Source organism: Mesorhizobium sp. M0514, from assembly GCF_040321145.1.
Classification (GTDB): domain Bacteria; phylum Pseudomonadota; class Alphaproteobacteria; order Rhizobiales; family Rhizobiaceae; genus Mesorhizobium.
The window spans coordinates 25785-38602 of the sequence record NZ_JAMYQZ010000003.1 but is presented as its reverse complement, the minus strand read 5'-3'; the positions used below and the strand labels follow the sequence as shown (position 1 = coordinate 38602).

Here is a 12818-nt window from a genome sequence, read left to right as displayed (position 1 = left end):
GTGCTCGGGCTTATCCACCTCCGCTTCGGAAAAATCAAACAAAATTGCATCACAGATCAATGAGGTTTAGTAATGGATCATGAACGTCCAACGCCGGCTTTTACCCAGCACCAGCGCCCTTGCCGCCTTCGAGGCCGTGGCCCGCCTTGGCTCCTTCACCGCTGCCGCCCAGGAACTCGATTTGACCCAAGGGGCCGTCAGCCGCCAGATAGCACTTCTGGAGGAACAGTTCGGCCGCCGGCTGTTCGAGCGCGACAGCCGCAATGTTCGGCTGTCCACGGCGGGCGAAATCTATGCCGAAGCCGTGCGGGCGGCACTCGGGCAATTGCGCGACGCCGCGCTCGGATTGATGAGCAATCGGCATAGCGGCATGCTGAACCTCGCCATACTGCCGACCTTCGGCACGCGCTGGCTGATGCCGCTGATCCCGGATTTCGTCGCAGAAAACCCTGACATCACCATCAACTTCGTCACCCGCATCGGCCGCTTCGACTTCGCCCGCGAACGCCTCGACGCCGCTATCCATCATGGCCAGCCGGACTGGCCGGACGCCGATTCCACATTGTTGATGCGCGAAACCGTGATGCCGGTGGTTTCGCCCGACTTCCTTGCCAGCCGCGATATCACCACGGCGGCCGACATCAGCCGCCTGCCGCTGCTGCACATGGCGACGCGCCCTGGCGCCTGGGGCGAATGGTTCGAGGAACAGGGCTTGAGCGCACCGATCGGACCCGGCATGCAGTTCGAGCAATTCGGCACCGTTGCCCAAGCCTGCATGGCGGGGCTTGGCGTCGCGCTCCTGCCGCAAGTTCTTATCGCCGGCGAATTGCAGCGCGGTCAGCTCGTGCAGGCGCCGGGACAGCCGATGCAAAGCCGCAGCGCCTACTACCTCGTCGTCCCGAACGACAAGCGCGGCCACCCGCCGGTCGCCAGCTTTCGCGACTGGCTGCTGGGCCAGGTTGAGAAGGAACCGGCCGTTCTGGCCTGGTAGCTACTTCCGCTTCATCGGCTCGGTTTCCGGCTGGAAGCGCAGCGTTTTTGCGACTTGCGTTCGGCAACTTTCGCATCGAGCTTGCTTTTGATCCGGGCGAAAGCCTGGTCTCCATCGACCGAACTGCCACTCGCCATGCCCTCGTCCCAAAGACGCCCCAACTCTTGGACACTCACTTTCTCGAAACTTGCCATATCGCGCGTATCTCCACACAAGGATGGTAGATAACGCTCTAGCGATTGCAAGGAACCATTCGAGGCTACTTCCGCTTCAAGGCATCGGCCAGTGCTGCGCCAAACGCGCCTTGCTGTGCCGGTCGTTCCGGCTGACGCTGCGGCATCGGCGAAGGTTGCGCCGGCTTTCCGCCGCCATTGTCGCGCGGCCCCTTCGGCGTCCCGCCCTCGCCGCCGTCCTTGCGCATGGACAGCGCGATGCGCTTGCGCTTGATGTCGACATCGACGACCCGCACCTTCACCACGTCGCCGGCCTTCACCACCTCATGCGCGTCCTTGATGAAACGATCAGCCAGTTGCGAGACATGCACCAGCCCGTCCTGATGCACGCCTATATCGACGAAGGCGCCGAAGGCCGCGACATTGGTAACGGTGCCTTCGAGAAGCATGCCGGGCTTCAGATCCTTGATATCGTCGATGCCATCGGCAAAGGTTGCGGTCTTGAAGCCGGGGCGCGGATCGCGGCCGGGCTTTTCCAGCTCGGCAATGATGTCGCGCACCGTCGGCAGGCCGAACCGTTCGTCAACGAAGACGCGCGGATCGAGCGCCTTGAGCGCGGCACTGTCTCCCATCAGCGAGCGCACATCGCGGCCGCAGGCAGCGACGATCTTCTTGGCCACGCCATAGGCTTCCGGATGGACCGACGAGGCGTCGAGCGGCTCGCTGCCATTGGCAATGCGGAGGAAGCCTGCGGACTGTTCGAACGCGCGCGGTCCAAGCCGCGCCACCTTGAGCAGTTCCTTGCGGCTGGCGAACGGCCCGGTCGCATCGCGATGCGCGACAATGGCATCGGCAAGCGACGCGCCTAGGCCTGACACGCGGGCCAAAAGCGGCGCCGAGGCGGTGTTGAGATCGACGCCGACAGCATTCACCGCGTCCTCCACCACCGCCTCCAGCGAGCGGCCAAGCCGGTACTGGTCGACGTCATGCTGGTACTGGCCGACGCCTATGGATTTCGGCTCGATCTTGACCAGTTCGGCGAGCGGGTCCTGCAGGCGCCTGGCGATCGACACCGCACCGCGCAGCGACACGTCGAGCCCGGGAAACTCAGCCGCCGCTGTCGCCGAGGCCGAATAGACCGAGGCGCCGGCCTCGCTGACGATCACCTTGAGCGGCTTTGGCCTACCATCCGAAGGCATGTCGGACAGCATGTCGGCGACCAGCTTTTCAGTCTCGCGGCTGCCGGTGCCGTTGCCGATCGAGATCAGCTCGACCTTATGCTGGCGGATGAGTGCTGCGAGCTGGGCCTGTGTGCCGCGCACATCGTTCCGCGGCGGAAATGGATAGACGGTCGTCGTCGCCAGCACCTTGCCGGTGCCATCTACCACCGCGACCTTGACGCCGGTGCGGATGCCGGGATCGAGCCCCATGGTCGGCCGCGAGCCGGCGGGTGCCGCCAGAAGCAAATCCTTGAGGTTGCGTGCAAAGACATGGATCGCCTCTTCCTCCGCCCGCTCGCGCAGGTCGCGCATCAAATCGAGCGTCAGGTGCAGCGAAAGCTTGATCCGCCAGGTCCAGCCGGCGACTTCCATCAGCCAGCGGTCGCCCGGCAGGCTGCCGCCGATGGCGTAGGCATTGGCGATCATCCGCTCGACCGGCTTCACCGGCGAGGCATCGTCGGCATCGACCTCGATGTCGAGCGACAACACCTCTTCGTTGCGGCCGCGCAGCATGGCCAGCGCGCGGTGGCTCGGAACATTTGCCCAACGCTCGACATGCTCGAAATAGTCGGAGAATTTCGCCCCGGCCTCCTGCTTACCGTCGACGACACGGGCACGCATGAAAGCGCGCTCCTTCATGTAGGTGCGAAGCTTGCCGACCAGATCGGCATTTTCCGCGAACTGTTCCGACAGGATGTCGCGTGCGCCTTCCAGTGCGGCCTTGGCGTCGGTCAAATCCTCGGTCACATAAGCCAGCGCCGCCTCGGCGGGCACCAACGACCGGTTGGCCAAAATAGCCTCCGCCAATGGCCCCAGCCCGCGCTCCCGGGCGATCTCGGCCTTGGTGCGGCGCTTGGGCTTGTAGGGCAGGTAGATGTCTTCCAGTTCAGCCTTGGTGGCGGCAGCCACAATTTTGGCCTCAAGTTCCTCGGTCAGCTTGCCCTGCTCGCGGATCGAACCGAGAATGGTATCGCGGCGCGCATCGAGTTCGCGCAGATAGGCCAATCGCTCGGCAAGGTCGCGCAATTGGGTGTCGTCGAGCCCGCCGGTGACCTCCTTGCGGTAGCGCGCCACAAACGGCACCGTCGCGCCCTCATCGAGCAACCCTATAGCTGCTGATGCTTGCTCCGGCCGCGCCCCGATCTCTGCCGCGATGATGGATGCGATGCGTTTGCTGTCTGCTGCCATGCTGGTCCCTGTCGCAAAGAGCGGCGACCATAGGCGCTGATGTCCGTCACGCCAACCGCAGTGTTCTCAAGCGTCAAAGAGGTCCACAGGAAAGCGCCTTGCCTTGGCTCGTCCTCAGACCATCCCGCTCAGCGCCTCGAAAAAGGCAACGATCTCGCGTTCGAGCGGATAATCTTCAGGCACCGGCTGCGACCCCATTTTTGCAATCACCACTTCCGTCTTCGGATCGACGTAGAGCCATTGGCCATGGATGCCGATGCCGCAGAAAGCACCGTTTGCCGCACCCGTTTGGTACCACTTGTTGCGATAGCGGCCCTTCGGGAACAGATGCACCATCGTGCCGCGCTGCCAGACCTCCGCGCTGCCGCCGGCAACGGTCGTATCGCGCACCCAGCCTTCCGGCACGATGCGCCGGCCATTGGCCGTGCCGCCCTGCCGCATCATCTCGCCGATACGCGCCAGGTCGCGCGGCGTCACCGAAATGCCGCCGGCGGTGCGCGCCGTACCTTCCATGTCGACGCCGATCGAAGCCTCGCTGACAGCACCCAGCGGCAGCCACAGTTTCTCGCGCATCAGGTCGGGGAAGCGCTGGCCGGAAGCTCGTTCGAGCAGCAGGCCGAGCAGATCGGAATTGGGCGAACGGTAGCGGAAGGTTTTGCCATGCGGTTCTTCGAGCCGCTGCAAGGTCAGAATGAATTCGCGCAAGCTTTCAGTGCCGCCGCCCGGATTCCACAGCGTCGCGCGGCGGTAACGGGCAAAGGCGCTTTCGGGATCGAGATAGGCCTCCTCGAAATCGAGGCTGACGCTCATGTCGAGCACATGCCGGCAGCTTGCATCGGCATAGGCCGAGCCGGCGGCTTCCGGAATGTAGGCCGTCACTGGCGCTTCCGGGTCGAACACGCCCTCGCCTTCCAATATGCCGGCGATGATGGCGGTGACCGATTTGCTGATCGAAAAGACGATGTGACGGGCGCCGAAATCCATAATGGGCGCAAACCAGTCGCCGATGACCTTGCCAGCCTTCAGCACCGTCAGCGCGTCGCTGCTCGAACGTGTGAGGAATTCGGCCACCGTTTCCGGGGCGCTGGCGATCGAAACCTTTTCGCCGAGCAGGCCGCTCAGGTCCCGCACCGGCGCTTCGACGCTTCCCGGCGTCGCCGCCACGGGAGCGGTCGGCACCAGTTCGCCAAGGTTCTGGAATGACCAGCGGTTGAAGGGGTTTTCGCGCCAGTTGGAGAGCAGCACCTCATTACGGGCAAAGCCGTAGCGGATCTCGAACGCAGTCTTGCCAGTCATGAACGTTTCCTCGGAGGGATGATTTGTTGTGGGTCAACCAAGCTTCTTGGCGATGGCGTGCACCGCCTTCAGCGTTGCCACCGAATAGGCGACATTGCTGAAATCCGGATAGCTTGAAAGCTTGACCACGACCATGCCGGTGTCCCAGTCGATATGGATCATCTGCCCGAACACGCCCCGGCACATCAGTGCGCGTGAGCGCGGGTTTTCGATCCAGAACTGGTTGCGGTAGCTGCCCTCCGGCAGGCTCGGATTGAAATCCGGCGCATGCCTGCCGTTGCGCGTCGCCTCGATCCAGTCGGCCGGCACGATGCCGCGGCCATTGTCGAGGATCAACTGGCCGAAGCGGGCGTAGTCTCGCAGCGTCGCGTTGAAGCCGCCATCGGCCAGCGCATAGCCGGCGCTGTCAACCGTGAAGCAGGCGCTCTCGTCGGCGCCGAGCTTTTGCCACAGCTCCTCGGACACCAACTGCGCCAGCCGTTTACCGGTGACCCGCTCCATGATGAAGGCAAGCACGTCGGTCTCGATCGAGCGGTACTCGAACGCGGCGCCATGCGGCCGCACCTTGTCCTTCAGCTGCAGGATCAACTCGAACAGATGCGGCGGCCATTGGAAATCCGGATCGCTGTCCGGCGGCACCGGCTTCCAGCCGGTGGCGACATCGACCTGGCCGATATCGGAATAGCGATCGGTGTATTCCTCGGAAAAGCGAACACCCGTCGTCATGTCAAGCACATGCTGCACGCTGGCGCCGTCCCAGCCGGTCGCGCCGAGCTCCTGCAGATAGGCGGTCACCGGTTTGGCCGGGTCGATCAAGCCGCGCCCAACCAGAATACCGAACACGGTGCCTGTTACCGACTTCGCCATCGACTGCGACAGATGCAGCGTGCGCTCGGCCATGCCGTTGAAATAGCGCTCATAGGCGACCTTGCCGTCTTTGAGCACCAGGAAGCCGTCCGTGTAGGTCTCGTCGAGCAGGCCAACGAGCGTCGTCGGACGGCCCTTGCTGTCTTCCACCGGCAGCGCGTCGAGATCGGTCTCTGCGCGCTCAAGACGATGGCGATGGCCATTACCGCGCCAGACCTCGATGGTCGGCAGGAATTCGCGGATGTGTTGGAAGGCCCAGCGATTCCATGGCGGCCGATCCCAGTCGAGCTTCGGCAGCACCATTTGAGGCGGCGAGCCCTGCATGATCGACGGCCGCGGATCGCTGTTGCGATAGGAGTCCATGAAAGCCATTCCGGAAAAGAAAAGACCCGGCGGCGCATGCCGCTGGGTCTGTCAGACTGCGGTTATTTCTGCAGTTCGGTCCAGATCTTGGTGTAGATGTCCTGGATCTCAGGCGCGCACATCTTCTGGAATTCGCCTTGTGCCTTCGCAGCCTCCGGAATGACGACTTCCGGGGCATCCTTCATATCGGCCGGCATGTACTTGTCCGAGCCGGTAATGGCGTTTGCGTAGCGATGGAAGGCCGAGAGGCCGGCCGCGTTTTCCGGATCCATGATGAAGTTCTGGAACAGCTTGGCGTTCTCGACATTTTTGGCTTCCTTGAGAACGACGACGTTATCGCTCCACAGGCCGTAGCCTTCCTTCGGATAATTGTAGTGGATGGCCGGATTGGCCAACCGCTGGCGCAGCGCCGAGCCGTTCCAGTCGCTGGTCGCCTTGAAGTCGCCGGCGCCCATCTTTTCGATGGTGTTGTATTCCATGGCGATCCAGTTTGGCTTGGCCGCGACAAGCGTGTCGCGCACCTTCTTCAGCACCGTCTTGTCGTCGGTGCACTGCTGCCCGCCGACATATTTGATCGCCGCGAAGATAACGTCGCCCATCTCCGGGACGACGTTGACCTTCCCCTTCAACTCGTCGGGCGTGTTGAAGATGATGCCCCAACTGTCGGCTGGTCCCTTGTAGGCATCGGTGTTGACGACGACGCCGACGGTGCCCAGCGCCCACGGCACGGAATATTTGCGGCCGGGGTCGAAGTCTGGGTTGGCCCATTCCGGCGCCACGTTCTTGAAGTTCTCCATCTTGCCCGGATCGGTCTCCTGGACGAGACCCTCCTTGATCCAGATCGGCACGTAAGTTTGCGACGGAACGGCAATGTCGAAGCCGGTGCCGCCCTGGCGTACCTTGGCGAGCGCCGTATCGTTGGAATCGTAATCGGTGATGGTCACCTTGACGTTGTATTTGGCTTCGAATTTCTTGATCACGTCGGGGCTGGTATAGTTGCCCCAATTGTAGATGTTCAGCTCGCCATCGGCGCTGGCCAGGCTCGTCGTTGCGAGCAGCGCCAACCCGATGGCGGCTGTCGTTGTTTTCCAGTTCATGGTTTTAGCTCCCATTTGTCGGTTCAGTCTCTTTTCCTGCTGACGAAGAAAAACAACGTGACGATCGCGACCGAAAGCAGCAGGAAGGCGGTCGATATCGCGTTGATCTCAGGCGTGATGCCGCGGCGGATCTGGCCGAGCATGTAGGTGGGCAGCGTATCCTGGCCGCCCGATTTGACAAACTCGGTGATGACGACGTCATCGAGCGAGATGACGAAGGCCAGCATCAGTCCGGCCAGTATGCCGGGCCACAAAAGCGGCAGCGTGATGCGGCGGAAGGTCTTCCACGGCGTCGCATACAGATCGGCGGCCGCGCGCTCCAGCGTCAGGTCCATGTTTTCCAGCCGCGCCCGGATCGGCAGATAGGCGAACGGGATGCAGAACGCCGTGTGCGCGGCGATCAGATAGCCGATGCCGGAATAGCCGGTGAAGATCTTGATGCGCGAGAAGAAGATCAGCAGCGCCACGCCGGTGACGATCTCGGGCACCATCAGCGGCTGGTTGATCGCCGCATATTTGAAGGTGAGGCCCGGATAGGACGCGGTGCGCGTGGTGGCGAGCGCGGCCATGGTGGCAAAGATTGTCGACAGCACCGCAGCGACGGCGCCGATCTGGAACGAGCGTAGCGTCGCGTCGATAACTTGCACGTTCTGCCAAGCCGACTGGAACCAGCGCATCGAAAAGCCGCCCCATTCGGAGGTCGAGTTCGCCGCGTTGAAGGCATAGGCGACCAGCACGATGATCGGCAGATAGAGCACGATAAAACAGGTCGCAGCGACCACCGTGAAGCCGGTCTGGTGCTTGATGGAAAAGTTCTTAGCCATGCCGCACCCCCGACTTGCCGGCATTGCGCACATAGGCAAGCAGCGCCACCATGACGATGATCATCACCGTGATCGACAGCGCCGAGCCGAGCGGCCAGTTGCGGCCTTGGCCGAACTGCAATTCGATCAGGTTGGACAGCATCATATTCTTGCCGCCGCCAAGCACGCTCGGCGTCACATAGGCGCCAAGGGCTGGAATGAAGACCAGGATGGAGCCGGCAATGACGCCGGGTTTGACCAGCGGGAAAATGATCTTCCGCAATACCTTGAAACGGGTCGCGTAGAGGTCGTAGCCCGCCTCGACGAGGCGAAAATCAAGCTTCTCCATGCTGGCATAGATCGGCAGCACCATCAGCGGCAGGTAGACATACGCCATGCCGATCAGGATCGCCGTGTCGGTGAAGAGAATCTGGACCGGCGCTGAGACGATACCAAGCTTAATAAGGATGGTGTTGATGATGCCTTCGTTGCGGATGATCTGCAGCACGGCGAAGGTGCGGATCAGAAGGTTGGTCCAGAACGGAATGGTGATCAGGAACAGCCAGAGATCCCTGGTTTTCTCGCTGCGCGTCGCCATGAAATAGGCGGTTGGAAACCCCAATGCCAAAGTGGCGATCGTCGTTATCACCGCCAGCTTGATCGAGCGCCAGAAGATGGTGACATGCGCTGCCGCAAGCGAAAGCGTATCGTCGAAAATGTCGCGTTCCATGAACACCGACAGCCAGGCATCGGGCGAGAACTGCCACTTCACATCTCCATAGGGGCCAGGCGTCAGGAACGAGTAGATCAGCACGATCAGCAAGGGGCCGGTCGCGGCGAGGAAGATCACCAGCAAGGCTGGCGCTGACAGCAGCCACCGGTCGCGCACATCGCGTCGCTGCGCTGCCTTGGCGACTTGTTCCGCGGTCGCCATGATCAGTCCTTCAGCACTTGCGCGGCGTCGTTGCCGATCATGATGCCGATCTGGCCGCCCTGCACGAAACCGTCACCGGCGCCGCGGCTGTTTTGACGCCGCACGATGAACGGCTCGCCACCGGCAAGGCGCAGATGGAAGTGCGTGTCGGTGCCGAGATAGACGATGTTTTCGACGGTACCGGACAGCGAAGCGCTCGGGCTGGCCGTGCCCAACTGCGCATGCTCTGGACGCACGACGATGGTGACCTTGCCGCTGGGGCTGAAGCCTTCCGGCAGCGAGGCTGGGATTTCCACACCAGACGGCAGCTTCACCGTCGCCCGGCCACCAGTCGCGCTAACCACATCCGCCTTGAGGAAGTTCGACTCGCCGATGAAGTCGGCGACGAAACGCTCGGCCGGCCGGTCGTAGATGTCGCGCGGCGAGCCGACCTGCAGGATTTTGCCCGACGACATCACCGCGATGCGATCCGACATGGTCAGCGCTTCCTCCTGGTCGTGGGTGACGAAGATGAAGGTGATGCCCGTCTCGTGCTGCAGCCGCTTCAATTCGATCTGCATTTCCTTGCGCAGCTTGTAGTCCAGGGCCGAGAGCGGTTCGTCGAGCAGGAGCACCTTGGGCTGCGGCGCCAGCGCCCGGGCGAGCGCCACGCGCTGCTGCTGGCCGCCGGAGATCTGGCTGGTGCGGCGGCCCGCCAGCGCCTCCATCTTCACCAGTTTCAGCATCTCGGCGACGCGCGCCTTGATCTCGGCCTTCGGCTTGCCCAGCATTTCCAGGCCAAAGCCGATATTGTCGGCGACCGTCATATGCGGGAACAGCGCGTAGGATTGGAAGACGGTGTTGACCGGTCGCTTGAAGGGCGGCAACGGCGCGATGTCCTGGCCGTAGAGGAGGATTTCGCCGGCGGTTGGAAAGTCGAAGCCGGCAATCAGCCGCAGCAACGTGGTCTTGCCGCAGCCGGATGGTCCCAGCAGTGTAAAAAACTCATTCTCCCGGATGGATACCGAGACCGTATCGAGGGCAGCGACCTGCCCCTCACCCGATCCGAAAATTTTACTGACGTTTACGACTTCAATTGCATTCCGATCCGGTTTTTCCGGCACGATACGCCTCACTGTTGACCCCGCTCTTGCTGGCGGAGTTTTTCCCCTGTTCGATGTGACCACACGGCCGGTAGGTTGGCAAGTCCGGCATTGAATCACAGTTCAGTCGGTCATTTCGTCTTGCAAGCGGCAAGCTGTGCAAGCCGCATGCCATTGTCAGGCCTGGTAGGTGACCTTGCCACCGCAGACCGTCGTCACCGGTCGCAGCTTGTGCAGATCGGCCGGCGCCGTCTTCTCGATATCGGCCGACAAAACCACCAGATCCGCCATGTAGCCGGGTTTCAGAACGCCTTTGCGATGCTCAGCGAATTCGGCATAGGCGCCCTCGACCGTGTAGGCGGCAATCGCTTCCTGCAGCGAGAAACTCTGGTCAGGATCGCCTTCTGCCCATGGTTTGCGCTGCACTGCCGCCTGAATGCTCAGGATCGGGTCGATCGCTGCCACCGGCCAGTCCGAGGCGAACACGACATGGGCGCCGGCGCTTTTCAGGGTGCGCCAGGCATAGCTCAGCGGCCAGCGGGCCGGTCCGATGCGTGACACCGTCGGCTCCAGTGGAAAATCCATGGCGCCGGGCGGATGCGACGGCTGCATCGAGGCGATGACGCCGAGTTCGGCAAAACGCGGCACGTCGGCTGCTGTGGTGACCTCGATGTGCTCAACCCTGTGCCGGCTGTCGCGCTTGCCATTGAGCTTCTGCGCCGCCTCGTAACCGTCGAGCACTGCGCGCACCGCGCCGTCACCGATCGAGTGCACCGCGATCTGCAGCCCGCGTTTGTCGATAGCCACGGCGAGATCGATAAATTGCTGCGGCGTGAACAGCGGCTCGCCGACCCAGTCGGGACGATCCGCATAGGGTTCGACCATAACAGCGGTCCAGGAATCGAGCACGCCGTCATAGAACACCTTGACCATGCCCGATGACAGCCACTCACTGTGGTAGCGCTCGGCCATGACGGACGCCTTCTCGAGCATGTCGAGCGTCATGAAATTCTTGTAGTGGAACGGGATCTTGACGCGGCAGGGCAATCCCTCCTCGGCCTCGATCTCGGAAAGCAGTTCGAGCTGGTAGAGATTGCCGTCCATGTTCTGGATCGAGGTGATGCCGTGGCGCGCGCACCATGCAAGCCCGCGCCGCATGATGTCACGGTCAGCGGCCCGCTCGGCGGCCGACGGCATTGGGTCGGGCTCACCGCCGGTCGACAGCCCCAGCCGCACCCGGCTTTCGCCGGCAAGGTCGAGCACCGGACCGAAGGCCTCGCCCTCGCGCAATTCGCCCGCGGCCAGGCCGTCGCCACCCATCACGATCTCGTTGCCCGGACCGAGCGTGCGTCCCTTCAGGATGCCGGCTATCTCCAACGCCTTGGTGTTGGCCCACATCGTATGGTGGTCGGGCGCTGCCATGCAGAAGGGGCGGTCGGGCAGGATGGCGTCGAGATGATGGCGTGTCACCCGCTCGTCGCCGAGCACGGTGTAGTCGACGCCCTGGCCCACAAGCATTTTCGCCTCGGGCCGCGTCGTTGCGTAGTCGCGGATGGCGCTTTGAAGCGCCTCGAAGCCATGGATACCGCCGAGTTGAAGATGCGCGAGCTCGGCCCCTCCCGAGAACAGATGCATGTGGGCTTCGATGAAACCGGGCAGGACCGAACCGCCCTTGGCGTCGATCACCTCTGTGGTCGTTCCCTTGAGTTTTTCGATGGCGGCGTGGTTGCCTATGGCGATGATGGCGCCGTCCTTGACGGCAATCGCCTCGGCGGCGGGATTGTCATCGTCCATGGTCCGCACGCGACCATTGATGACGATCAGATCAGCATTTTGACCCGCACCCGTGACAGACATCGCGACTCCGCGCTTTTGACGACTGGCTGAGACCGACAACCCTCTTGTCCGACAAGCTGCCACTCCGCTGGAGCGGCGTTATCGGACGAAAACTGATGCCAGTGCGCTGTTTCGAAATTCCCCTTGTGATCTCTCAAAACAGCGTGGATAAAAGAATGCGACTAATTATTCGCGTTTGTCAACGTGCCGAATTTCGAATGTATTGTGGACGACACACCACGCCAATGTTGAGACCGGGACCTGTGTTGAAACCGGCAGGGAACGAAGGCATCAATCCGTGAAGCGCAGTCTCAGCCGCGAAACCAGGATGGCGCTCGAACCGCGCAAGCAGCCGCGGCAGGAACGGTCGAGCAAGGTGGTCGACAGGATACTCGACGCTGCGCTGATCCTGACGCGGGAGCAAGGAACCAAGACGCCGACGACGCTCGCCATTGCCCGGCGCGCGGGCCTGTCGGTCGGTTCGGTCTACCAGTACTTTCCCAACAAGGAAGCCATTCTCCTAGACCTCGCCCGGCGCTGGCTGTCGTCGTTTCCCGAGGTGATCGCCAGGCGCATCGAGGTCACCCCACCCACCAACCGCGACGAGTTTCGGCAGGAGGTGCGCAAGCTCTTCATCGATACCTCCAGAATATATCTCGAAAACGCCACCCTGATGCCGGTGATCGAGGCGATATCCGGCAATGCCGACCTCAGGCCGATCCAGGACGAATATGACGAGCAGATCATCGCGCTTTACGCCGCGTGGCTGCAGCATGTGAACCCGGCCCTTGAAGACAAGATCGCCAGCCGGCTCGGCGTGCTGATGATGGATGTCGGGCACGCCTGCCGGCTTGTGGGGTTGAAGCGGGATCGCAAGACATACGACCTCATCGAGGACGATGTGGAAAGAATGTGGCTCGCTTTGGTCACCCCCTATCTCAACCTTGACTGATTTCGCAATTTCGAGA

At 62.3% G+C, this 12818-nt stretch carries 11 protein-coding genes; 2 read left to right on the top strand and 9 right to left on the bottom strand.

Annotated features, from left to right (window positions below):
- The first annotated feature begins 79 nt into the window (after positions 1–79).
- Positions 80–991: a LysR family transcriptional regulator gene (locus NKI61_RS01965; RefSeq protein ID WP_023733418.1), complete on the top strand. Its 912-nt coding sequence runs from the start codon at positions 80–82 to the stop codon at positions 989–991.
- A gap of 11 nt (positions 992–1002) precedes the next feature.
- On the opposite strand, the gene NKI61_RS01960 is transcribed toward NKI61_RS01965, so the two are convergent.
- From NKI61_RS01960 to NKI61_RS01920, 9 genes are all read right to left on the bottom strand, one after another.
- Positions 1003–1185 carry a hypothetical protein gene (locus NKI61_RS01960; RefSeq protein ID WP_023671771.1) on the bottom strand — a complete coding sequence of 61 codons (183 nt, stop codon included), beginning with the start codon at positions 1183–1185 and terminating at the stop codon, positions 1003–1005.
- A 65-nt stretch (positions 1186–1250) separates the two neighbouring features.
- Positions 1251–3572 carry a Tex family protein gene (locus NKI61_RS01955; RefSeq protein WP_352838750.1) on the bottom strand — a complete coding sequence of 774 codons (2322 nt, stop codon included), beginning with the start codon at positions 3570–3572 and terminating at the stop codon, positions 1251–1253.
- 114 nt (positions 3573–3686) lie between these two features.
- Entirely contained in the window at positions 3687–4868 is a 1182-nt protein-coding gene (locus NKI61_RS01950) for a serine hydrolase domain-containing protein (protein WP_352838749.1), read from the bottom strand.
- A 33-nt stretch (positions 4869–4901) separates the two neighbouring features.
- The gene (locus NKI61_RS01945; RefSeq protein ID WP_023733421.1) at positions 4902–6098 is read right to left on the bottom strand and encodes a serine hydrolase domain-containing protein; all 1197 of its coding nucleotides are present in this window, start codon (positions 6096–6098) and stop codon (positions 4902–4904) included.
- Positions 6099–6160: 62 nt separating this feature from the next.
- A complete protein-coding gene (locus NKI61_RS01940) occupies positions 6161–7195 on the bottom strand; it encodes an ABC transporter substrate-binding protein (RefSeq protein WP_023733422.1) in 1035 nt (344 codons plus the stop codon).
- Between the two features lie 23 nt (positions 7196–7218).
- Positions 7219–8019, bottom strand: coding sequence for an ABC transporter permease (locus NKI61_RS01935; RefSeq protein WP_023733423.1), 801 nt, complete (start codon positions 8017–8019; stop codon positions 7219–7221).
- Positions 8012–8932: an ABC transporter permease gene (locus NKI61_RS01930; RefSeq protein WP_023828190.1), complete on the bottom strand. Its 921-nt coding sequence runs from the start codon at positions 8930–8932 to the stop codon at positions 8012–8014. Before NKI61_RS01930 ends, NKI61_RS01935 begins: the two co-directional genes overlap by 8 nt.
- A gap of 2 nt (positions 8933–8934) precedes the next feature.
- Positions 8935–10035: an ABC transporter ATP-binding protein gene (locus tag NKI61_RS01925; protein ID WP_023691713.1), complete on the bottom strand. Its 1101-nt coding sequence runs from the start codon at positions 10033–10035 to the stop codon at positions 8935–8937.
- Positions 10036–10191: 156 nt separating this feature from the next.
- The gene (locus NKI61_RS01920; protein ID WP_023683468.1) at positions 10192–11871 is read right to left on the bottom strand and encodes an amidohydrolase; all 1680 of its coding nucleotides are present in this window, start codon (positions 11869–11871) and stop codon (positions 10192–10194) included.
- A 277-nt stretch (positions 11872–12148) separates the two neighbouring features.
- Between NKI61_RS01920 and NKI61_RS01915 the strand changes: the two genes are divergently transcribed.
- Complete coding sequence (locus NKI61_RS01915) at positions 12149–12802, top strand: TetR/AcrR family transcriptional regulator (RefSeq protein WP_023686329.1); 654 nt, start codon at positions 12149–12151, stop codon at positions 12800–12802.
- Positions 12803–12818 lie beyond the last annotated feature (16 nt).

Coding starts and splice junctions, on each gene's coding strand:
- NKI61_RS01965 (WP_023733418.1), top strand. CDS start 80: ATGAACGTCCAACGCCGGCTTTTACCCAGCACCAGCGCCCTTGCCGCC.
- NKI61_RS01960 (WP_023671771.1), bottom strand. CDS start 1,185: ATGGCAAGTTTCGAGAAAGTGAGTGTCCAAGAGTTGGGGCGTCTTTGG.
- NKI61_RS01955 (WP_352838750.1), bottom strand. CDS start 3,572: ATGGCAGCAGACAGCAAACGCATCGCATCCATCATCGCGGCAGAGATC.
- NKI61_RS01950 (WP_352838749.1), bottom strand. CDS start 4,868: ATGACTGGCAAGACTGCGTTCGAGATCCGCTACGGCTTTGCCCGTAAT.
- NKI61_RS01945 (WP_023733421.1), bottom strand. CDS start 6,098: ATGGACTCCTATCGCAACAGCGATCCGCGGCCGTCGATCATGCAGGGC.
- NKI61_RS01940 (WP_023733422.1), bottom strand. CDS start 7,195: ATGAACTGGAAAACAACGACAGCCGCCATCGGGTTGGCGCTGCTCGCA.
- NKI61_RS01935 (WP_023733423.1), bottom strand. CDS start 8,019: ATGGCTAAGAACTTTTCCATCAAGCACCAGACCGGCTTCACGGTGGTC.
- NKI61_RS01930 (WP_023828190.1), bottom strand. CDS start 8,932: ATGGCGACCGCGGAACAAGTCGCCAAGGCAGCGCAGCGACGCGATGTG.
- NKI61_RS01920 (WP_023683468.1), bottom strand. CDS start 11,871: ATGTCTGTCACGGGTGCGGGTCAAAATGCTGATCTGATCGTCATCAAT.